This window comes from Psychromarinibacter sp. S121 (assembly GCF_049801035.1).
Taxonomy (GTDB): Bacteria; Pseudomonadota; Alphaproteobacteria; order Rhodobacterales; family Rhodobacteraceae; genus Psychromarinibacter.
Genome location: NZ_JBNAGE010000002.1, coordinates 827,251 through 846,508, shown reverse-complemented (window position 1 = coordinate 846,508; position 19,258 = coordinate 827,251). Strand labels below are relative to the sequence as shown.

The window sequence follows — 19,258 nt, the reverse complement described above, 5'->3', positions numbered from 1 at the left end:
CCCTAAAGGTTCAGGTATCCGCGCATCAGCACGTGACCGCGCCCGCCGACGCGGACGCCCTCGATGGCGTCGCGCGGGCCCAGAACCTCGACATCCGCACGTCCGGGGCGGCCCATCCAGTGCCCCTGCTCCGCAACAAAGCGCGGGCTGTCGATCAGTCCGTGATGCCAGAGGTACGATGCCATCGCGCCGGTGGCCGAACCCGTGAAGGGGTCCTCGGGCGGCAGCGGCGGCGCAAGGACGAGGCGCGAGAACGTGTCCCCCTCTGCCGTCTCGCCGCCAAGCGAGACCCAGAACGGTTCCATCGTGTCATGCGCACCGCGCACCATGCGCATCGCGTCGAAGTCGGGCGACAGTCGGCGCAGGCAGTCCTTGTCCTTCACCACGGTGATGACGAACGGCAGGCCGGTCGAGACCACCTGCGGCGTGCCGACTATATCCCCGGCTGACAGGCCGCCGGCTGCGGCGACAAGCGCCGGGTCCATCTTTTCGCCGAAGGTGGGCGCGACCTGCGTCATGGTGATCAACGGGCCGTCGGGCGTGGTCTCGATCTCGACCGGGATGACGCCGGCGCCGGTCTCGCACCGCAGAAGGCCCGGCTTCGCGCGGCCGCGATCCGCCATCGACGCGACCGAGGCAAGCGTCGGGTGTCCCGCGAAGGGGATCTCCATGTTGTTCATGAAGTATCGGATCTTCACGTCCGCGATGTCGGAGGGGCCGATGAAAGTACACTCCACCAGCCCCGTCTCGCGCACGAAGGTCATGCAGGTCTCGGGGTCGAGGCCGCCGTCGTCATAGACCACGGCACAGCCGTTGCCGCCGAAGGGCACAGCCGTGAAGGCGTCGACCCAGTCGAAATCCATCGGCATGCCCCGCGTTCCTTCGTTCAGTGGACGCTTACGGGCGCCAGATCGTTTTGCCGCGCCAGCGCGAAGGCCATTTTGCGGTCGCGCACCAGCGCCAACCGCTCGCCCTCGGTGTTGTGGACGGCGAAGATGGTTTCCAGCCCCTCGACCTCGGCCTGCACGTCCTCGGGCAGGTCGGCGACGTCGACGGAACGGACATACACGATGTCCTGCGGCATCTCGGCCGCGAAGTCGTAAGTGGTGTTCATGGTCTCACCCCCGGTTTACCTGCGGTCGATCTGGATCGTCCGCACGACCTTCTCGGGCTCGGCCCGGCTCAGGTCTACATGCAGCAGTCCGTTTTCCATGGCGGCGCCGGATACCTCGACACCCTCGGCCAGAACGAAGCTGCGCTGGAACTGCCGCGCGGCGATGCCACGGTGCAGGAAGATCCGGCCGTCATCCTCTTCGCTCTGGCGGCCGCGGATCATAAGCTGCCGGTCCTCGATGGTGATCGACAGGTCATCCTCGGCAAACCCCGCCACGGCAAGGGTGATGCGGTAGGAATTCGCGCTGGTCTGCTCGATGTTGAACGGCGGGTATCCGTTGTTTTCGGACTTCACCGTCCGTTCCATAAGCCGTTCAAGCTGTTCGAATCCCAAGAAGAAGGGATGCGAACCCAAGCCAACTTTCGTCATGGCCTTGCCCTTTCATAAGCGACACTGCGTAAGGGCCCCGTTGCGGCGACCCTTTTAACGAATATGGGCAGCACGGCCGGACCCCGCAAGGGTGTGTGCCTGCAAGTGGCTTTGAGAATTCGGGAAATGGCGGTAATACTCGCGCCACAGCGAAGAACCCAGACAGGAGCCAGGGCACGGGGATGAACGCGCAATGAACGCATCCGGCCAAATGGACGAGACCGAGGTTCTGAGGGTGGAACTGGAAGTCCTGAGACGAGAACACCGCGATCTCGATGACGCGATCTCGGCGCTGCAAGAGACGCAGCGCGCCGACCAGCTGCGGCTGAGCCGGCTGAAACGGCAAAAGCTGATGCTGAAGGACAAGATCCGCCGGATCGAGGACCGGCTGCTGCCCGACATCATCGCCTGAGCCAAACCGTCACCCTGCCGATTGCATCGCTGCCCCTCCCGCGTATATTGCGCGTTCCCGAGGAACGGGGCGTTTCAGGCGGGCGAAGGTACGGGGGACAGGACATGACCGTGGACGTGGGTATCATCATGGGCAGCCAAAGCGACTGGCCCACCATGAAGCTCGCCGCCGAGATCCTCGACGAGCTGGGGATTTCCTACGAGTCGAAGATCGTGTCGGCGCACCGCACGCCGGACCGCCTTTGGGACTATGGCAAGACCGCTGCCGCGCGCGGGTTGAAGGTGATCATCGCGGGCGCCGGTGGCGCGGCGCACCTGCCGGGCATGATGGCGTCAAAGACCCGCATTCCTGTGGTCGGCGTGCCGGTGCAGACGCGGGCGCTGGGAGGCGTCGACTCGCTGTATTCCATCGTGCAGATGCCGCGCGGCTTTCCGGTCGCCACGATGGCCATCGGCGGCGCCGCGAACGCCGGGCTGATGGCGGCGCAGATCCTTGCCGTCACCGATGCGGCCCTGGCCGAACGCGTCGACGCATGGCGCGACGCGCTGTCCGCCTCGATCCCGGACGAGCCCTCCGATGGCTAAGCTGGGCTTCATCGGCACCGGCCACATCGCCGCGCCCATGGTCCGCTTTCTAGCCGAGCGCGGGCACGAGATCGCAGTCACCCGCCGGGGCGAGGCCGTTTCCGCCGCGCTGAAAGCCGAGCTTGGCGTCACCGTGGCCGAGCCGCAGGCCGTGGTCGACGCATCCGACATCGTGTTTCTCTGCGTCCGACCGCAACACGCCGCCGAGGCGCTGGAGCCACTGACCTTCCGCGCCGACCAGCGGATCGTCTCGGTGATGGCGGGTGTCTCGCGCGCCGAGCTTGGCCGTCTGTGCGCCCCCGCCGCCGACATGGTGCAGACGATCCCGCTGGGCTACCTCGAGCAGGGCGGCTGCCCGCTGGCCGCGTTCGGCAACGACGACCTGCTGGCCGATCTGTTCGCCCCCGAGAACCCGGTGGTGAAGGTCGCCTCGGAAGCCGCGCTGAACGCGCATTTCGCGATCTGCGCTTTCGTGCCCGGCGTGCTTGATCTGGCGGCCAGCGCCTCTGGCTGGCTGGCGGATCACACCGGCGATGCCGACGGGGCGGAATTCTACACCACGCAACTTTTGTCGGGCTTCCTGTCCGCCATGTCGAAAGGCAGCGCCGGACGGCTGGCCGAAGAGCGCGACGCGCTTGCCACCGCTGGCAGCCTCAGCCTTCAGATGACCGAGGCGCTGCGCGACGGCGGCGCCCATGACACCCTGCGCGATGCCCTCGCCGCGATCGGCAAGCGGCTGGAGCCCTGACCCGGAGTCCCGCATGAGCCTTCCCCTTACTCCCGGCGCCACCATCGGCATTCTAGGCGGCGGCCAGCTTGGCCGGATGCTGTCGGTCGCGGCGTCGCGTCTTGGCTTCCTGACGCATATCTACGAGCCGGGCGCCGAGCCTCCGGCGGGCCACGTCGCGCACCGCGTGACCACCGCGCCCTACGAGGACGAGAAGGCGCTGAAGACCTTCGCCGCCTCTGTCGACGTGATCACCTACGAGTTCGAGAACATCCCGACCGCCGCGCTGGACCTGCTGGAATCGCTGAAGCCGATCCATCCGGGACGGCAGGCGCTGGCCACCAGTCAGGACCGGCTGACCGAGAAGACCTTTCTGCGGGAACTCGGGCTTGGCACCGCCCCGTTCGCCGCCGTCGACAGCGCCGAGGATCTTGCGAAGGCGATTGACGAGATCGGCACGCCCGCGATCCTGAAGACCCGGCGGTTCGGGTATGACGGCAAGGGACAGGCGCGGCTGCGGTCGCCCGAAGACGCGGACAGCGCGCTGGCCGACATGAACGGCGCGCCCGCGATCCTTGAAGGCTTCGTCGATTTCTCGATGGAGATCAGCGTGATCGCCGCGCGCGGTGCGAATGGCGAGGTCGCGGCTTTCGATCCCGGCGAGAACGTCCACAAGGACGGCATCCTTGACACCACCACGGTGCCCGCGCGCATCTCTGCCGCGCTGAAGACCGACGCCATCCTGCTGGCGGGCCGCATCCTGAACGCGCTGGATTACGTGGGCGTACTGGGGGTGGAGCTGTTCGTGACGCCGCAGGGCTTGCTGGTCAACGAGATCGCGCCCCGGGTCCACAACTCGGGCCACTGGACGCAGACAGGCTGTGTGTCGGACCAGTTCGAGCAGCACATCCGCGCCGTGGCGGGTTGGCCGCTGGGTGACGGCGGTCGGCATTCGGACGTGGTGATGGAGAACCTGATCGGCGACGACATCCTGCGGGTGCCAGAGCTGGCCCGCGATCCGGCGACGGCGATCCACCTTTACGGCAAGGCCGAGGCGCGGCCGGGCCGCAAGATGGGTCACGTGAACCGGATCACCGGGCCGAAAAGCTAGGGCTCAGCCGCCGGTCACCCGCGTAAGCGCCTCGCCATAGGTCATCTCGGGGCGGAAACGCCCGTGTTCCAGAAATTCCATCGCCTCTGCGATCACCAGCGGGTTCATCATCATGAACGTGTGCGTGACCGGCAGGACAAGGTGATCGGTCATTCCGCGCAGGCGGGTGGAATCGACCGAGACCTTGCCGTCGTCCTGCCCGTCGATGACGTTGGAATAGACCGGATTCAGCGAGCGGGTGCCCGCGATGATTCCCAGTTCGAAATGCGGCTGGCCCAGTTGGTTCGGCACGCTGTCCGGCCCGGTGCCCAGTTCCAGCCCCGCCGGGCCGTTGATCCATTCGAACGGGGCAAGGTCGCCGAATTCGTCGACGAGTTCGCTGCCCTGATTGGGCGGCCCCATCATCACCACGCGGCCCATGGTTTTGGGACGGTGATCGGCCAGCCACAGGCGGACAAGGATACCGCCCATGGAGTGCGTCACGAAATGAACGCGGTCGTCGCCGCAATCCTCGACCGCAGGGCCGACGGCCATGTCGACCAGCACCTCGATCTTGCGCTCGGTCGAGGGGTAGCCGCGATTCACCACGCGGTAGCCGTTCAGACGAAGGGCCTCGGCCAGCGGGACCATGCTGGTCGCGCTGCGGGCCAGCCCGTGCAGCAGCACGACGCAATCGGCCGCGGCGGGAACTGGGAACAGCAAGAGGATCACTAGAAGCACGCGCATCGCCCTGAGATATGCCATCACGCGCCTCCGACCAGTGCTAGCGCCGCGCCAGTACCGACAGCGCGACGCCGCCCAGCACCAGCGCGCAGGCGGCGATCAGCGCCGGGGTGACGGGTTCCGACAGGATCAGCGCGCCGCCCGCCAGCGCGATCACCGGCACGGTCAGTTGCGCCACCGCCGCGACGCTGGCGGCAAGGCGCGGCAGGACGGCGTACCACAGGGCATAGCCGAGACCCGAGGTCACGATGCCGGAGGTCAGCGCCAGCAGGATGCCGTGGGGCGTGATCGCGGTGCCCGCGCGCGCCAGAAGGGCGATCACGGCGCAGACCGGCACCGCCAGCAGGAAGTTCGCCGCGGTCGCGCGCAGCGGTTCGCCCGAGCGGCGTCCGACCAGCGAGTAAACGCCCCACCCGACCGCCGCCGCCGCCATCATCGCGCCCGCGACAGGCGGCACCCGCGCGCCGTTGCCGGGCCAGAACATCCACGCCAGTCCCGAAAGGGCGACCAAAGCGCCGATCCAGCGCAGCACCGGCATCGGCTCGCGCGCAAGGACGGCGCCCGCGAACATCGTCACCTGAACACCGCCGAACAGGATTAGCGCCCCCGCCCCCGCATCCAGCGTGACATAGGCCGCAGAGAACCCGGCGAGGTACAGCGTCAGCGACAGGACACCGGCCAGCCGGTGCGGCCCTCCAAGCGTCAGCCGCCGGTCACGGATCAGCACCATCGCCGACAGCGCCGCCGCGCCGGACGCGACGCGGATCAGGGCGAAGTCCATCGCGTCGATCCAGCCGCCGCCGACCGCCAGCCGGTTCAGGACCGAGTTCGCCGCGAAGGCCACCATCACCAGCGCCACCAGTCCGAACAGACGCATACCGACATTCTCCCGCCACCAGATTCCCGCCGGGCGGCACTGGACCCTCCGGCTGCACGGGCGTAGCACTAACGAAGAGCCGGGCACAGCCGGTCAGTTCCGGAGCAAGATCATTCCCATCCCGTCCTCCCCGATGAACGTGCCGTCCCCGCCGGGACAGCAGGTCGACAACATGCGCGGCCTTGCCCTGATGGCGCTGGCGATGTTCATTTTCTCGGCGGTGGACACGCAGGCGAAGTTCCTGACCCAGACGCTGCACCCGGTTCAGGTCACCTGGACCCGCCAACTGGGGCTGTTCGCGGCGATGCTGTTCCTGCTGGCGCGTCACGGGCCGTCGTTGCTGAAGACATCGCATCCCTACCTTCAGCTTTTCCGCGGGTTTCTGGCGGCTGTCTCGGCCCTGTGTTTCATCGTGGCGGTCAGCTTCGTGCCGCTGGCGGATGCGGTTTCGATCAGCTTCATCGCGCCCTTTGTCGTGACGCTTCTGTCGGCTTTGGTGCTGCGCGAGACGGTGGGCATCCGGCGCTGGGTGGCGGTGACCATCGGCTTCATCGGGACGCTTATCGTGATCCGGCCCGGGCTTGGCGTGGTCCACCCGGCGATCTTCTTCGTGATCCTCGCGGCGGCGGCCTTCGCATTGCGGCAGATCGTGTCGCGCGCGCTGGCGAACTCGGACCGCACCATCACCACCGTCGCCTATACCGCGCTGGCCAGCGTCGTCCTTCTGACGCTGCCCCTGCCCTTCGTCTGGCAGACGCCGACGACCGGGGTCGAGTTTCTGCTGATGCTGGGCGTCGCGGTTCTGGCGGGAGCGGGAGAGTTCACTCTGATCAAGGCGCTGGAAGTCGGACAGGCCGCCGTGGTGGCGCCGGTGCAGTATTCGCTGCTGATCTGGTCGACCTTTTACGGCTGGCTGGTATTCAACCAGCTGCCGGATTTCTGGACATGGATCGGCGCGCTGATCATCGTCGCGACCGGGCTTTACACCCTGCATCGCGAACGGCTGGCGGCGAAGGCCGCGAAGGCCCGCGCCGCCTGAGTTCCGTCAGCTGGGAGCGGCGAGGCGCGGCGCCAGCGTGCGCCATGCCATCGCCCCTGCGCCAGCGAGCGTCAGCGCCAGCACGAACAGCCACCCCAGCAGCGGGATCAGCGCCAGAAGGCCCGCGATGATCGCGCCCAACCCTCCCGCCAGCGCGCGTTCCAGCACGCGATCTGGTTCCGGGCGGCCAACGGCCATCATCACGCCGACGCCCAGCGCGTAGGTGCCCAGCAGGTAGCCTGCCAGCACCACGAGCCCGCCAAGCACCAGCACCGCCGGGGTGATGAAGATGCCGATCACCGTCAGCGCCAGCATGATCGACGATCCAAGGATCGTGGACATCAGCAGGAACCCAAGCCCCAGCGTGCCCAGCGGGCGCGACAGGATGCGGCGCCGCGTTGCCGCAAGCCATTCCGGGAACAGCGCCGCCGCCAGCGCCGCCAGCGCCGCGACGAACAGGACGGTGGCGACGAAGCTCCAGAGCGCGCCGAGGAACGCCTTGAAGGTCCAGCCGCGCACGTCACCCGGCGCGCGGCTGCCGTCCCATGCGATGCGTTCGATCCGGTCTTCGGCGATGACACTCTCCGGCACGTCGATGCTGTCCGGCTTTTCCTCGTACAGCGTCAGCGTGCCGTTGATCGACGCGTCCGGCCCGAACTCGACCGTGTTGGCCGCGATGCGCACATCGCCCGCGATCGCGCCTTCGACCCGCACCGTCTCGCCCGACAGCAGGGCATAGCCGCCGACCGGGCCGGTGACCGTCACCTCGGACCCCGCGCCGCGCAGGTCGCCCGAGACCGCGCCGACCTGCACCGAATAGCCCGTCAGCGTCGCGTTTCCGGCCACGGCGCCGGTCACGTCGACATTCATCCCCATGGCATAGACGTTGCCACCGATAGCGCCCGACGCTTCGACCGTGCGGCCCGCAAGGTGGGCAGAGCCGGAGATGTCGGACCCGACCGTCACCCGTTGACCGGCGGCGAACAGGTCCTCCGTGCCGTCGGCGGAGAAGCTGACACTGTTGCCAGCGCGGAAGGCATCGTTGCCGATGTCGAGGAATGCGTTGTCGTCGGATTGCGCCGATGCGGCGGTGGCGGCCAGACAGGCCAAAACAATCAGGAACAGGCGTTTCATGGCGGTTCTCCCCCTGCCATTGGCTGTCGCGATTCGCCGGCAGTCTAGGCGCGGGGCGCCGCGCGCGCCTTGTTACGGATCAAATGGGTCTGCCGTAGCGTTCAGCCCGTCGTGGCCGAGGGTTGCAACGTCTCGACGAAGTGCCGGACCTTGGCGCGCCCACCCAGCCGGATGACCGGCACATGGCCGCCGTGCGTTTCGCGGGCGGCCTCGATGACGGGACGGTACACTTCGTCGAAGCGCCAGACGTATCGCAGGAAGGCAATGAACTCGCGATCCAGCTTCTCGGCGCAGCCTGCGGGCAGATCGGTCCTTTGGTCGCTTCGGACCGTCCGAAGCGCGACCCGCTTGGCGCAGGTCAGGCGGGGCGTGTCCATCCAGATCACGAGATCGGCGCGCGGCAGGCGCAGGTCGAAGGTCTGATGGTGATAATTGCCCTCGGTAATCCAGGCGGGGCCTTCGACGGCGTCCGAGACCTTTTGCCGGAACGCGCTGCGGACGGGCTTGGTCCAGCCCGGCCCCCAGAACAGCTTGTCGAGATGGATCACCGGCAGCGACAGCTCATGTCCAAGCATCCGCGCCAGCGTGGATTTCCCGCTGCCCGCATTGCCCAGAATGACGATCCGTTTCGGCCCCATGACGTCCCCCGATGCGCAGGAACATTAGCGGCGGTCCGGTGGCGAGTCGCAAGTGCGCGCTTGGCCGCGTGTCCTTGTTCGGCAGTCGGTTGCCGGAAGGGACCGCGGGCAAAGAAAAAGGGCGCCGCAAGGGGCGCCCTTTCCCGTAACTCCGGATGGAGCGGCTGATTACATCATGCCGCCCATGCCGCCCATGCCGCCCATGTCGGGGGCGCCGCCGGCGCCTTCCTTCTGCGGCTTGTCGGCGACCATCGCTTCGGTGGTGATCAGCAGACCGGCAACCGAGGCAGCGTCTTCCAGCGCGGTGCGGACGACCTTCGCGGGGTCGATCACGCCGAACTTGAACATGTCGCCGTATTCTTCGGTCTGAGCGTTGAAGCCGAAGGACAGGTCCTGGCTTTCGCGGATCTTGCCGGCAACGACCGAACCGTCAACGCCAGCGTTCTCGGCGATCTGACGAAGCGGAGCTTCCAGAGCCTTGCGCACGATGGCGATACCGGCGTTCTGGTCGCTATTCGCGCCTTCCAGACCTTCGAGGGCCTTGCCACCCTGGATCAGGGCAACACCGCCACCGACCACGACACCTTCCTGCACAGCAGCGCGGGTCGCGTTCAGCGCGTCGTCGACGCGGTCTTTACGCTCTTTCACTTCCACTTCGGTCATGCCGCCAACGCGGATGACGGCAACGCCGCCCGCCAGCTTGGCAACACGTTCCTGCAGCTTCTCGCGGTCGTAGTCCGAGGTGGTTTCCTCGATCTGCGTGCGGATCTGGGCCACGCGGGCTTCGATCTCTGCCTTCTCGCCGTGGCCGTCGACGATGGTGGTCTCGTCCTTGGTGATCGACACGGTCTTGGCGGTGCCGAGCATGTCCATGGTCACCGACTCGAGCTTCATGCCGAGGTCTTCCGAGATCACCTGGCCGCCGGTCAGGATCGCGATGTCCTGCAGCATGGCCTTGCGGCGGTCGCCGAAGCCCGGAGCTTTGACGGCAGCGATCTTCAGGCCGCCGCGCAGCTTGTTGACCACGAGGGTCGCCAGCGCTTCGCCTTCGACGTCTTCGGCGATGATCAGAAGCGGCTTCTGCGACTGGATCACCTGCTCGAGCAGCGGAACCAGCGGCTGCAGCGACGAGAGTTTCTTCTCGTGCAGCAGGATCATGCAGTCATCCAGCTCGGCAATCATCTTGTCCGGGTTGGTGACGAAGTAGGGCGACAGGTAGCCGCGGTCGAACTGCATGCCTTCGACGACTTCGGTCTCGGTCTCGAGGCCTTTGTTCTCTTCGACGGTGATGACGCCGTCGTTGCCGACTTTCTGCATCGCGTCGGCGATCTGCTTGCCGATGGCTTCTTCGCCGTTGGCAGAGATGGTGCCGACCTGAGCGACTTCAGCCGAGTCGGTCACGTCGCGGGCAGCGTTCTTGATCGCTTCGACGACCTTGGCGGTGGCCAGGTCGATGCCGCGCTTCAGATCCATCGGGTTCATGCCGGCGGCAACCGACTTGAGGCCGTCCTTGACGATGGCCTGGGCCAGAACCGTCGCGGTGGTGGTGCCGTCGCCGGCTTCGTCGTTGGTGCGGGAAGCGACTTCCTTCACCATCTGGGCGCCCATGTTCTCGAACTTGTCTTCCAGTTCGATTTCCTTGGCGACCGAAACACCGTCCTTGGTGATGCGCGGGGCACCGAACGATTTCTCGATGACCACGTTGCGGCCTTTCGGGCCGAGGGTCACTTTCACCGCATCGGCAAGGATGTTTACACCCTTGAGCATACGGTTACGGGCGTCGGTGTCGAACTTGACGTCCTTAGCAGCCATGATTGGTTACTCCGTCTGAATTGTTTGAGTGATTGAAGGGGACAGGTCTCAGGCGATGATGCCGAGAATGTCGCTTTCCTTCATGATCAGCAGCTCTTCGCCATCCAGCGAGATCTCGGTGCCGGACCACTTGCCGAACAGGATCTTGTCGCCGGCTTTGACGTCCATCGCGATGCGATCGCCGTCGTCGTCCTTGGCGCCGGCGCCAACAGCGACGATCTCGCCTTCGGCCGGTTTCTCTTTCGCGCTGTCGGGGATGATCAGACCACCCTTGGTCTTCTCGTCGGATTCCACACGGCGGACCAGCACACGGTCATGCAGCGGGGTGAATGCCATCTCTGAACGCTCCTTGGTTCATTGTTCTCCCAAGTTAGCACTCACCTCCATCGAGTGCTAACGAGCCGGAGATAAGGAGCGGGCTTCCACGAGTCAACAGGCGGCTTCACAGAAATTTGCTTGCGTGCGGGGATAGCTGGCTTACCCTCTTGCGCGACACCCCCGGAGGTTCCGCAAGTGCGCAAATTTCTTACGTTTCTTTTCCTCGCGCTGGTCGCGCTGAGGCCCGCAGCGGCCACAGCCGACTGTGGCGGAAGCGACCTGATAACAGCCCTTCCGGCGGATGAACAGGCCCGTCTGCGGGACCTTGCCGACGCGGTTCCGCACGGCAGCGGCATCCTGTGGGACGCCGAACGCGACGGGCGGCACATCCTGCTGGTCGGCACCATGCACCTGTACGACCCGCGCCACGAGGCGACGATGGAACAGGTGCGCCCGTTCCTGGAAACCGCGGATGCGGTCTATCTCGAGATGGGCTCGGGCGACGAGGCGCGGCTACAACGCATGATCGCCGCAGAGCCTTCGCTTGCCTTCATCACCGAAGGCCCGACCCTACCCGACCTTTTGGGCGAAGAAGACTGGGCCCGCCTGCGTGAAGCGATGGCCGACCGGGGCGTGCCGGGTTTTCTTGCGTCGCAGATGCGTCCGTGGATGGCGATGGCGCAGCTTGGCATGACACGCTGCGACCTGGAGGCCTTGCAGGAGGGCAAGCGCGGGCTGGACGGCATGATCACCGCCGCCGCCGAGGCGATGGACAAGCCGGCACTGGCGCTCGAGCCGATCGACACCGCGCTGAAGGCCTTCGCGGCGTTCACCGAGGAAGAGCAGCTTGATCTTCTGCGCTACGGGCTGGCCCAGCAGGCAGGACAAAGCGCCGATCAAGCGGTGACGATGGCAGAGGCTTATTTCCGCGAAGAGATCCAGCTGATCTGGGAGTTCACCATCGCGCAGTCCGTGGACGACCCCGCCTTTTCGGCGGAAGAACTCGCCGACCAGATCGACCGGTTCGAAACGGTCCTGATCGAGGACCGCAACGCCGCCTGGATGGAGCGCATCCTGTCAGCCGAAGGCGACACGCTGGTCGCCGTGGGCGCGATGCACCTGCCCGGAGAGGCCGGACTGCTGCACCTGCTGGAAGAGGAAGGGTTCAGCGTGACCCGAAGGCCCCGAATGGCAAAGTAACGCGCCGCCGTCTTAGGCGGCAGCGTCCTTTTCACCTGCACCGCGACCGATCCTGAGCCGTGCGAACCGGCGCAGGTGCTTGCGCAGCAGCAACGGTCGCGCGCGACGGTCCATCGGCCGGATGTCGTGGCCTTCGAGCATTCGCTGCAACACCACGTCCGCCGCCAGCGCCTCGGGGCCCGCGAAGACGGTCTCAGTCCAGACGCCGTCGGCGTTGATCAGTTCGTGGCGGTCCATCACCAGATGAAAATAGGTGACGTTCGCACGCGGCATCGCCACCAGACGGGCAAGTCCCAGTTCCTCGGCCAGATGGCGGGCGCGCACCAGCACCTCGCCCTTGCCGTTGGGCCGGTCGTCCAGCGCAAGAAAGGCGTGCTGAAGCGACACCAGCATGCGCCGTCTTGGCAGGCCGTCGCCGAAAGCGCCTGCCGCTACCTCGACCGGCCGCAGCGCCGGATCGGCCTGCTGGGCGGCGACGCTTACGCGGTTGCGCAGCACGGCGCGGACCGGGCGCAAGCCGCCATCCGCAACGCGCAGAAGATCGCCTTCGGCAAGTGTCTCGACCGGGCGTGGGCCCGTCGCCGTGTCCACCATCGCCCCGGCTGTCAGGCAGACAGGCGCGGCGGCGGGCGAGTCGGGAATGGTGACATCCTTCTCGGTCACCACCTGCTGTTTCAGTTCCTCGACAGTGATGCCGCTGTTCCAGAAATAGGTGAAGTCGATGGTCAGGCTGGCGTCGTCGACGCCTTTCAGGGTCATGACCCAGATCTTCGGATCATCCGTCGCCGTCAGCACGACGTCGTCGATGGTCGCGCCATCGACATAGATGACATCGTCCTCGGGGCTGAATCCGCTGATCGTGTCGTGACCGCCGTCGGCGCCCCACACGATCATGTCGTGGCCACCTTCGTAGCCGCCGGCATAGATCATGTCGTCGCCGGCGCCGCCGTCCATCAGGTCGCTGTCCGTCCCGCCGACCAGCGTGTCGTTCCCCGCACCGCCATACAGGCTGTCGTCCTGCGCTCCGCCATCGAGGTAATCGTCGCCGTCACCGCCGATCACGACGTCGTTCTCGCTTTGGCCGTAAAGCGTGTCGTTGCCAGCGCCGCCATCCAGCGTATCGGTCTGCGAACCGCCGTCGAGGCTGTCGTTGCCCTCGCCGCCCGTCAGACCGTCGCTTCCGTCGCCACCGTGCAGCGTGTCGTCACCGCCGCCGCCATCAAGAGTGTCGTTGCCGGTCGCGCCGGATATGCTGTCGTCGCCTTCGGTCCCGGTCAGGTCATTGTCCTGCCAGTCGCCGTTAATGGTATCGCCCCCGTTCTGGGATGACATCGCTTTCCGCCTGTCTTGAACACGCCGCTTTGCGGCCGCACAGCCCGTTCAAGCCCCGACATTCCGGCGGAATTGGGGCAAATACCTGCTAAACGCATGTAAATTCAAGAACTTGACGCGAGGTCCACGTCGGAATCGGTGCAGTCCAGCGATTTTGCACCTTTTGGCGTCAATCCGTAGACGCCCTTCTGGACCCTCTCGAACCAGCCGTAATGGTCGTCCGCCATCATCCGGGTAGCCTTTTCGACGCCGGTCGCGCGGGCCACCTCGGCGCCCTTGCTCGGGCCATGCTCTGCCAGATGCGCCGCAAGACGCATTGCATCCTGCCGGTAGGCGGTGACCACACCGCCCCGGACCGAGCCGCCGGGCGACGGGTCGCCTTCGCGCCGCGCGAACTCGCGCAGCAGGCGGTCGCGGCGTTTCGCGGACTGGCGCGGGGCGTAGGGTCCGGGGTCGCAGGGCACCTCGACATGGCCGTCCGACAGGCGGACAAGGATCACCCCAAGCCCAAGGCGGCGGCACAGCGCGATGTTGTCCTTCAACGCGCGGTGAAACGCGCGCCCCGTCTTGCGCGGGACGCAGACATAGACGGTGTCGCTGATCGCCAGCCGCGCCACGGCCTGATGCAGAAGGGTCAGCGAGAAGGCCGTCTTCAGCTCGACGATCACCGGCGGGGCGTCGCCGCGACAGGCGACCACGTCGGCCTCGGCCACGTCGCCTTTCACCTCGTACCCCTGCCCTTCGAGAAACGCCTTCACGGGCGGGTAGAGATCTGTTTCGCGCATGTCGGCCATGCGCGCCACTTGACCTCACCTGCCGCCGCGTGACAACCCGCCGCCGTAGCCCTATAGAGGCGCCCGAAACGCACGACCGATACGCCTGCACCAACGCCTTCCTGAAAACGACGGACAGAGACATGACCATCAAAGTCTTCGGCCACAAATCCCCCGACACCGATTCCACCGGCTCGCCCCTGATCTGGGCCTGGTACCTTTCCGAGCACCGCGGCCAGCCCGCCGAGGCGAAGCTGCTGGGCGAGCCCAACACCGAGGCCGCATTCGTCCTGAAGCGCTGGGGCTATGACAAGCCCGAGATCATCTCGGGCGTCGCAGCGGGTGACGAGGTCGTCATCGTCGACACCAACAACCCGGCCGAACTGCCCGACGCGATCAACGACGCGGACATCCTGCAGATCATCGACCACCACAAGCTGACCGGCGGTCTGGAAACGAAAGGCCCGATCGACATCACGATCAAGCCGCTCGCCTGCACCGCGACCATCATGCACAACCTGATGGGCGACAACGACGCCAAGATGCCCGAAGGCATCAAGGGCCTGATGCTGTCGTGCATCCTGTCCGACACGCTGGAATTCCGCTCGCCCACCACGACCGAGCAGGACAAGGCGCTGGCCGAGCAGCTTGCCGCCGACCTCGGCCTGTCGATCCCGGACTACGCCGCCGAGATGTTCGCGGCGAAATCGGATGTGTCGGCCTTCTCGGACGCCGAACTGATCCGCATGGACTCGAAGGAATACGAAGTTTCGGGCACCAAGTTCCGCGTCTCGGTTCTGGAAACCACCGCGCCGAACATCCCGCTGGACCGCAAGGCGTCGCTGATGGAGACGATGAAAACCGTCGCCGCCGAGGATGGCGTGGACGAGGTTCTGCTGTTCGTCGTCGATATCCTGAAGGAAGAAGCGACGTTGCTGGTGCCGAATGACACGGTCAAGACCGTGGCCGAGAAGAGCTTTGGCGCAACCGTTTCGGGCGACACCGTGGTGCTGCCGGGCGTGATGAGCCGCAAGAAGCAGATCATCCCGGCGCTGACGCTGTAAGCGAACCGCTTTCCGAATGCCTGAAGACCCCCGCATCGCCGGGGGTCTTTTCGTATCGGGCCCTCGTGCACCATCTGTGTGCGGCGATCCGGGTTGTGCCCGCCGGGTGCGGCTGTCACCCATGGCGCGTTGCAGTCCAGCGAGAGCCAGATGACCGATCCCTACCGCCATCACCCCGGCCTGCGCGGCAAGATCGAGGATCCGCTGACCTCGTTCTTCCGCACCTTCGACCCCGCTGCGATCGAGGCGGAACTGGCGGCACGCGGCCTTGACCCGATGCCCGCCTATCCGGACGATGTGCGCGAAGCATTCCGCAACGCCGCGCTTGAGGACCGGCGCGACAGCGACCTGTGGGTCTTCGCCTATGGTTCGCTGATGTGGAACCCGGCCTTCCTGTTCGAGGAAGTGCGCCGCGCCCACCTGCCCGGCTTCGCCCGCCGTTTCATCCTGAAAGACGTCTCGGGTGGTCGCGGCACGCCGGATCATCCCGGCGTCATGGCGGCGCTGGACCGCGACCCGGACGGGCCGGGTTGCGACGGGCTTGCGTTTCGCATCGCCGCCGAACGGCTGGAGGAAGAGACCGACATCCTGTGGCGCCGCGAGCGCATCTCGCCCTGTTACCACGAGGAGTTCCTGCCCGCGGGCACCGACCATGGCGAGATTACCGTGCTTGCCTTTGCCGCCGACCACGACGCCGACATGATCCATCCCGACCTGTCTCACGCGGATCAGGTCGCCTATGCCGCGACGGGCGAAGGCATCCTTGGCACCAGCCTCGAGTATATCGAGAACCTCGCCGAGCACTTCGAGATCCTGAAAATCGAGGATGCCGACATGGCGCGCCTTCTGTCCGATGCGCGGGACTTGCGGGCCAGATCCTGAACCCGTGACACGCTTGCGGCATCCGGCGTCCGGGCGCCACGATCGCGGGTTCCAGCGCCTGTTGGTTCGTGCGATACCGCCCCCGAACGCGCAGCCAAGGCCCGCCCCATGACCCGCATCATCCACCACCTTTCCGAGATTTCCGCCGAGTATGACGCCGTTTTCTGCGACGTCTGGGGCTGCCTGCACAACGGGCGCGAGCCCTTCGCCGAGGCGGTCGCCGCATTGCAGGCGTTCCGGGCCAAGGGCGGGTCGGTGGTGCTTGTCACCAACGCCCCGCGCGCCTGGACCGAGGTGGCGAAGGGCCTGGACCGGATCGGCGTGCCGCGCGACGCATGGGATGCGATTGCGACGTCGGGCGACAGCGCCCGCACCGCACTGTTCACCGGCGCGGTGGGCAGCAAGGTGCATTTCATCGGCTACGAGACCGACCGCACCATCTTCGAGCCGCCGAAAATTCTGGACGATCCGATCCATGTCGACGTGGTGCCGCTGCAAGAGGCCGAGGGGTTGGTCGTTGCCGGGCCGGAAGACCCCTATGCCGATCCGTCGGTCTATCGCGGTGACTTCCTGTACGCGAAGACCAAGGGCATGAAGCTTCTGTGCATGAACCCCGACGTGATCGTCGACGTGGGGGACAAGCGCCAGTGGTGCGCCGGCGCGCTGGCCGAACTTTATACCGAGATGGGCGGCGAAAGCCTGTATTTCGGCAAGCCGCACCCACCGATCTACGATCTGGCCCGGCGGCGTCTGGCCGCGATAGAGAAAGATGTGCCCGAGGCGCGCATCCTCTGCATCGGCGACGGCATCCACACGGATGTGCAAGGCGCGGTGGGCGAGGATCTGGACGTGCTTTTCGTCGCGGGCGGGCTGGCGGCAGAGGACACGCTGGACGGCGCGCATCCGCATTCCGACCGGCTGGACGCATGGCTGAACATCCACGGGTTCGACCCGACCTTCAGCATCGGGTTCCTACGCTAGCCCGAAACGGAGCAGCAATAAAATTTCAAATTGTGCGGCATTTCGTGACCTAAATTACTTTCGTGATTGATCCGTAGGCCGCCGGACGGTATATGCTGCAGTGCAACAACCGCCCGGAGGCCGTCATGCTCGACAATCTGGAACGTGGCACGATCTGTATCGAGGATCTCGAGATCGGCATGTGCCGCTATCTGCGCAAGCAGGTCACCGACCGCGATATCGAGCTGTTCGCCGAGGTGTCGACCGACCGCAACCCGGTGCATCTGGACGATGCCTATGCGATGGACACGATCTTCGAGGGCCGCATCGCGCACGGGATGCTGACCGCGGGGCTGATCTCGGCGGTCATCGGCGAGCAGCTTCCCGGACATGGAACGGTCTACCTTGGCCAGACGCTGAAATTCATGGCCCCGGTGCGCCCCGGCGACATGGTCTATGCCGAGGTGAAGGTGCGCGAGATCGATCACTCGCGGCGGCGGGTCACGCTTGATTGTCACTGCGCCGTGGGCGATACGGTCGTCCTGAAAGGCGAAGCGCTGGTCCTGGCGCCCAGCCGGAAATTCGACTGACGGACGGGGCCTCCCCCGTCGCTCGGGGGACCATGAAGACCTTCACCGACTGGACAGGGATCGCCGACGCCGACAAGGGCGCGTCCGCCGCTATCGGCAATTTCGACGGCGTACACCTTGGCCATCAGGCTGTCATCGACATCGCCCGGTCCGAGGCGACGCGCACCGGCGCGCCGCTTGGCATCATGACCTTCGAGCCGCACCCGCGCGAGTTCTTCGCCCCCGACGCACCGCCCTTCCGGCTGATGAGCGCCGAGACGAAGTCGCACCGGCTGGAGAAGCTGGGCGTGGATCAGTTGTACCAGCTTCCGTTCGACGCCCGGCTGTCGGGCCTGTCGGCCGAGGACTTTGCCCGCGTGGTGATCGCCGAGGGGCTGGGCCTGAGCCATGTCGTCGTCGGCGCCGACTTCTGCTTTGGGAAGGGCCGGACGGGCACCACCGGGATGTTGCAGGAGTTCGGCGCGCGTTTCGGCTTTGGCGTGACGGTCGCCGAGCTTGTCGAGACGGCCGGGCTGGAAGTCTCGTCGACACGCATACGCACCGCGCTGGCCGAGGGCGAGCCGCGCCACGCCGCCGCGATGCTGGGGCACTGGCACCGGATCGACGGCGCCGTGCGGCATGGCGACAAGCGGGGCCGCGACCTTGGCTATCCGACCGCCAACATGTCGATCACCGGGCTGCACCCGCCGAAATTCGGCGTCTATGCCGTGAAGGCCGACATCCTGACCGGACCGCACAAGGGCAGCTATGACGGCGCCGCGAACATCGGCCTGCGCCCGATGTTCGGAGAGAACGTGCCGAACCTCGAAACCTTCCTGTTCGACTTCAGCGGCGATCTGTACGACCAGCACCTGTCGATCGCGCTGGTCGACTACCTGCGCCCCGAGGCGAAGTTCGACAGCCTCGACGCTTTGGTCGCGCAGATGGACGCCGACTGCGCCCGCGCGCGAGAGATCCTCGCGGCGCTGCCATGACCGCCGACCCGATCGACCGCCACGGATTGCGGGACAGGTTCTGGGAACGGGTGCCGCTGAAGAACCTCACCGCGCGCGAGTGGGAGGCGCTGTGCGACGGCTGCGGCAAGTGCTGTCTGAACAAGCTTGAAGACCCGGACACCAACGAGGTCGCCTTTACCCGCATCGCCTGCCGCCTGCTGGACGACGCGACCTGCCGCTGTGCGCAGTACGAGATCCGCAAGCAGTTCGTGCCCGACTGCGTCGTGCTGACCCCGAAGAACATCGGCGAGATCGCCTATTGGATGCCCGAGACCTGCGCCTACCGGCTGCTGTACGAAGGCAAGGCGCTGTACGACTGGCACCCGCTGATCTCGGGCACGCCGGACACGGTTCACGAGGCGGGCGTCTCGGTGCAGGGCTGGACGGTGCCAGAGTTCGAAATCCCGGAAGAAGACTGGGAAGACTATATCATCGAAGAGCCGAAAGGCTGACGCCGCGCTTGCATGGGGCCGGCGCCCCGCGTTTCCCCGGGCATTTCCGGTCAGAACACGCATCAGCGGGCGCGATTGCCCTCTGCCGCTGA

Annotated in this window: 23 protein-coding genes; 12 read left to right on the top strand and 11 right to left on the bottom strand. The window is 66.2% G+C overall.

Translation table 11 applies throughout. The features are described 5' to 3' along the window. Window positions 1-2: 2 nt before the first annotated feature. Genes ACP156_RS12535 through ACP156_RS12525 form a run of 3 tightly spaced genes read right to left on the bottom strand, consistent with a single transcriptional unit; the run spans window position 3 to window position 1,543 of the window. Window positions 3-869: a PhzF family phenazine biosynthesis protein gene (locus ACP156_RS12535; protein ID WP_425051669.1), complete on the bottom strand. Its 867-nt coding sequence runs from the start codon at window positions 867-869 to the stop codon at window positions 3-5. A gap of 17 nt (window positions 870-886) precedes the next feature. Then, on the bottom strand, window positions 887-1,114 hold the full coding sequence (locus ACP156_RS12530; protein ID WP_425051668.1) for a DUF1150 family protein: 228 nt from the start codon (window positions 1,112-1,114) through the stop codon (window positions 887-889). Window positions 1,115-1,129: 15 nt separating this feature from the next. Further along, a complete protein-coding gene (locus tag ACP156_RS12525) occupies window positions 1,130-1,543 on the bottom strand; it encodes an Hsp20 family protein (protein WP_425051667.1) in 414 nt (137 codons plus the stop codon). Between the two features lie 193 nt (window positions 1,544-1,736). On the opposite strand from ACP156_RS12525, the gene ACP156_RS12520 reads away from it, so the two are divergent. The 4 genes from ACP156_RS12520 to ACP156_RS12505 all read left to right on the top strand — a co-directional run bounded on the left by ACP156_RS12520 (window position 1,737) and on the right by ACP156_RS12505 (window position 4,377). Then, entirely contained in the window at window positions 1,737-1,955 is a 219-nt protein-coding gene (locus tag ACP156_RS12520) for a YdcH family protein (RefSeq protein ID WP_425051666.1), read from the top strand. A 104-nt stretch (window positions 1,956-2,059) separates the two neighbouring features. Continuing rightward, entirely contained in the window at window positions 2,060-2,539 is a 480-nt protein-coding gene (gene purE / locus ACP156_RS12515) for a 5-(carboxyamino)imidazole ribonucleotide mutase (protein ID WP_425051665.1), read from the top strand. After that, window positions 2,532-3,287, top strand: a complete 756-nt coding sequence (locus tag ACP156_RS12510) for an NAD(P)-binding domain-containing protein (protein WP_425051664.1) — start codon at window positions 2,532-2,534, stop codon at window positions 3,285-3,287. Before purE ends, ACP156_RS12510 begins: the two co-directional genes overlap by 8 nt. A 13-nt stretch (window positions 3,288-3,300) precedes the next feature. Beyond that, complete coding sequence (locus ACP156_RS12505; RefSeq protein ID WP_425051663.1) at window positions 3,301-4,377, top strand: 5-(carboxyamino)imidazole ribonucleotide synthase; 1,077 nt, start codon at window positions 3,301-3,303, stop codon at window positions 4,375-4,377. A gap of 3 nt (window positions 4,378-4,380) precedes the next feature. Here ACP156_RS12505 and ACP156_RS12500 read toward each other — a convergent pair whose 3' ends face one another. Beyond that, a complete protein-coding gene (locus tag ACP156_RS12500; protein ID WP_425051662.1) occupies window positions 4,381-5,121 on the bottom strand; it encodes an esterase/lipase family protein in 741 nt (246 codons plus the stop codon). Between the two features lie 19 nt (window positions 5,122-5,140). Then, window positions 5,141-5,977, bottom strand: a complete 837-nt coding sequence (locus ACP156_RS12495; RefSeq protein WP_425051661.1) for a DMT family transporter — start codon at window positions 5,975-5,977, stop codon at window positions 5,141-5,143. A gap of 133 nt (window positions 5,978-6,110) precedes the next feature. On the opposite strand from ACP156_RS12495, the gene ACP156_RS12490 reads away from it, so the two are divergent. Further along, window positions 6,111-7,016: a DMT family transporter gene (locus ACP156_RS12490; RefSeq protein ID WP_425051660.1), complete on the top strand. Its 906-nt coding sequence runs from the start codon at window positions 6,111-6,113 to the stop codon at window positions 7,014-7,016. Between the two features lie 6 nt (window positions 7,017-7,022). Here ACP156_RS12490 and ACP156_RS12485 read toward each other — a convergent pair whose 3' ends face one another. The 4 genes from ACP156_RS12485 to groES form a co-directional block, all read right to left on the bottom strand. Beyond that, window positions 7,023-8,150 (bottom strand): hypothetical protein, encoded by a 1,128-nt coding sequence (locus ACP156_RS12485; RefSeq protein ID WP_425051659.1) that lies wholly within the window; start codon window positions 8,148-8,150, stop codon window positions 7,023-7,025. A gap of 101 nt (window positions 8,151-8,251) precedes the next feature. Beyond that, window positions 8,252-8,788 carry an AAA family ATPase gene (locus tag ACP156_RS12480; protein ID WP_425051658.1) on the bottom strand — a complete coding sequence of 179 codons (537 nt, stop codon included), beginning with the start codon at window positions 8,786-8,788 and terminating at the stop codon, window positions 8,252-8,254. 168 nt (window positions 8,789-8,956) lie between these two features. Beyond that, the gene (groL, locus tag ACP156_RS12475; protein ID WP_425051657.1) at window positions 8,957-10,600 is read right to left on the bottom strand and encodes a chaperonin GroEL; all 1,644 of its coding nucleotides are present in this window, start codon (window positions 10,598-10,600) and stop codon (window positions 8,957-8,959) included. A gap of 48 nt (window positions 10,601-10,648) precedes the next feature. Beyond that, the gene (gene groES / locus ACP156_RS12470) at window positions 10,649-10,936 is read right to left on the bottom strand and encodes a co-chaperone GroES (protein WP_425051656.1); all 288 of its coding nucleotides are present in this window, start codon (window positions 10,934-10,936) and stop codon (window positions 10,649-10,651) included. A 177-nt stretch (window positions 10,937-11,113) separates the two neighbouring features. On the opposite strand from groES, the gene ACP156_RS12465 reads away from it, so the two are divergent. Beyond that, window positions 11,114-12,118: a TraB/GumN family protein gene (locus ACP156_RS12465; protein WP_425051655.1), complete on the top strand. Its 1,005-nt coding sequence runs from the start codon at window positions 11,114-11,116 to the stop codon at window positions 12,116-12,118. A 12-nt stretch (window positions 12,119-12,130) separates the two neighbouring features. Here the strand turns inward: ACP156_RS12465 and ACP156_RS12460 are convergent, their stop codons facing one another. Next, window positions 12,131-13,450 carry a Hint domain-containing protein gene (locus ACP156_RS12460; RefSeq protein WP_425051653.1) on the bottom strand — a complete coding sequence of 440 codons (1,320 nt, stop codon included), beginning with the start codon at window positions 13,448-13,450 and terminating at the stop codon, window positions 12,131-12,133. A gap of 104 nt (window positions 13,451-13,554) precedes the next feature. Beyond that, entirely contained in the window at window positions 13,555-14,244 is a 690-nt protein-coding gene (locus ACP156_RS12455) for a DUF2161 domain-containing phosphodiesterase (protein ID WP_425051652.1), read from the bottom strand. Window positions 14,245-14,366: 122 nt separating this feature from the next. Here ACP156_RS12455 and ACP156_RS12450 point away from each other — a divergent pair, with 122 nt between their 5' ends. The 6 genes from ACP156_RS12450 (at window position 14,367) to ACP156_RS12425 (ending at window position 19,166) form a co-directional block, all read left to right on the top strand. Next, window positions 14,367-15,287: a manganese-dependent inorganic pyrophosphatase gene (locus ACP156_RS12450; protein WP_425051651.1), complete on the top strand. Its 921-nt coding sequence runs from the start codon at window positions 14,367-14,369 to the stop codon at window positions 15,285-15,287. Window positions 15,288-15,437: 150 nt separating this feature from the next. Then, window positions 15,438-16,169, top strand: coding sequence for a gamma-glutamylcyclotransferase (locus ACP156_RS12445; protein ID WP_425051650.1), 732 nt, complete (start codon window positions 15,438-15,440; stop codon window positions 16,167-16,169). A gap of 108 nt (window positions 16,170-16,277) precedes the next feature. Beyond that, on the top strand, window positions 16,278-17,150 hold the full coding sequence (locus ACP156_RS12440) for a TIGR01459 family HAD-type hydrolase (protein ID WP_425051649.1): 873 nt from the start codon (window positions 16,278-16,280) through the stop codon (window positions 17,148-17,150). Between the two features lie 125 nt (window positions 17,151-17,275). Further along, window positions 17,276-17,719 (top strand): MaoC family dehydratase, encoded by a 444-nt coding sequence (locus ACP156_RS12435; RefSeq protein WP_425051648.1) that lies wholly within the window; start codon window positions 17,276-17,278, stop codon window positions 17,717-17,719. 32 nt (window positions 17,720-17,751) lie between these two features. Beyond that, a complete protein-coding gene (locus ACP156_RS12430) occupies window positions 17,752-18,693 on the top strand; it encodes a bifunctional riboflavin kinase/FAD synthetase (RefSeq protein WP_425051647.1) in 942 nt (313 codons plus the stop codon). Next, window positions 18,690-19,166, top strand: coding sequence for a YcgN family cysteine cluster protein (locus ACP156_RS12425; RefSeq protein ID WP_425051646.1), 477 nt, complete (start codon window positions 18,690-18,692; stop codon window positions 19,164-19,166). Before ACP156_RS12430 ends, ACP156_RS12425 begins: the two co-directional genes overlap by 4 nt. Window positions 19,167-19,258: the final 92 nt, after the last annotated feature.

Coding starts and splice junctions, on each gene's coding strand:
- ACP156_RS12505 (WP_425051663.1), top strand. CDS start 3,301: ATGAGCCTTCCCCTTACTCCCGGCGCCACCATCGGCATTCTAGGCGGC.
- ACP156_RS12495 (WP_425051661.1), bottom strand. CDS start 5,977: ATGCGTCTGTTCGGACTGGTGGCGCTGGTGATGGTGGCCTTCGCGGCG.
- ACP156_RS12425 (WP_425051646.1), top strand. CDS start 18,690: ATGACCGCCGACCCGATCGACCGCCACGGATTGCGGGACAGGTTCTGG.
- ACP156_RS12525 (WP_425051667.1), bottom strand. CDS start 1,543: ATGACGAAAGTTGGCTTGGGTTCGCATCCCTTCTTCTTGGGATTCGAA.
- ACP156_RS12445 (WP_425051650.1), top strand. CDS start 15,438: ATGACCGATCCCTACCGCCATCACCCCGGCCTGCGCGGCAAGATCGAG.
- ACP156_RS12480 (WP_425051658.1), bottom strand. CDS start 8,788: ATGGGGCCGAAACGGATCGTCATTCTGGGCAATGCGGGCAGCGGGAAA.
- ACP156_RS12460 (WP_425051653.1), bottom strand. CDS start 13,450: ATGTCATCCCAGAACGGGGGCGATACCATTAACGGCGACTGGCAGGAC.
- ACP156_RS12530 (WP_425051668.1), bottom strand. CDS start 1,114: ATGAACACCACTTACGACTTCGCGGCCGAGATGCCGCAGGACATCGTG.
- ACP156_RS12435 (WP_425051648.1), top strand. CDS start 17,276: ATGCTCGACAATCTGGAACGTGGCACGATCTGTATCGAGGATCTCGAG.
- ACP156_RS12450 (WP_425051651.1), top strand. CDS start 14,367: ATGACCATCAAAGTCTTCGGCCACAAATCCCCCGACACCGATTCCACC.
- groL (WP_425051657.1), bottom strand. CDS start 10,600: ATGGCTGCTAAGGACGTCAAGTTCGACACCGACGCCCGTAACCGTATG.
- groES (WP_425051656.1), bottom strand. CDS start 10,936: ATGGCATTCACCCCGCTGCATGACCGTGTGCTGGTCCGCCGTGTGGAA.
- ACP156_RS12455 (WP_425051652.1), bottom strand. CDS start 14,244: ATGGCCGACATGCGCGAAACAGATCTCTACCCGCCCGTGAAGGCGTTT.
- ACP156_RS12510 (WP_425051664.1), top strand. CDS start 2,532: ATGGCTAAGCTGGGCTTCATCGGCACCGGCCACATCGCCGCGCCCATG.
- ACP156_RS12485 (WP_425051659.1), bottom strand. CDS start 8,150: ATGAAACGCCTGTTCCTGATTGTTTTGGCCTGTCTGGCCGCCACCGCC.
- ACP156_RS12440 (WP_425051649.1), top strand. CDS start 16,278: ATGACCCGCATCATCCACCACCTTTCCGAGATTTCCGCCGAGTATGAC.
- ACP156_RS12535 (WP_425051669.1), bottom strand. CDS start 869: ATGCCGATGGATTTCGACTGGGTCGACGCCTTCACGGCTGTGCCCTTC.
- purE (WP_425051665.1), top strand. CDS start 2,060: ATGACCGTGGACGTGGGTATCATCATGGGCAGCCAAAGCGACTGGCCC.
- ACP156_RS12430 (WP_425051647.1), top strand. CDS start 17,752: ATGAAGACCTTCACCGACTGGACAGGGATCGCCGACGCCGACAAGGGC.
- ACP156_RS12520 (WP_425051666.1), top strand. CDS start 1,737: ATGAACGCATCCGGCCAAATGGACGAGACCGAGGTTCTGAGGGTGGAA.
- ACP156_RS12490 (WP_425051660.1), top strand. CDS start 6,111: ATGAACGTGCCGTCCCCGCCGGGACAGCAGGTCGACAACATGCGCGGC.
- ACP156_RS12500 (WP_425051662.1), bottom strand. CDS start 5,121: ATGGCATATCTCAGGGCGATGCGCGTGCTTCTAGTGATCCTCTTGCTG.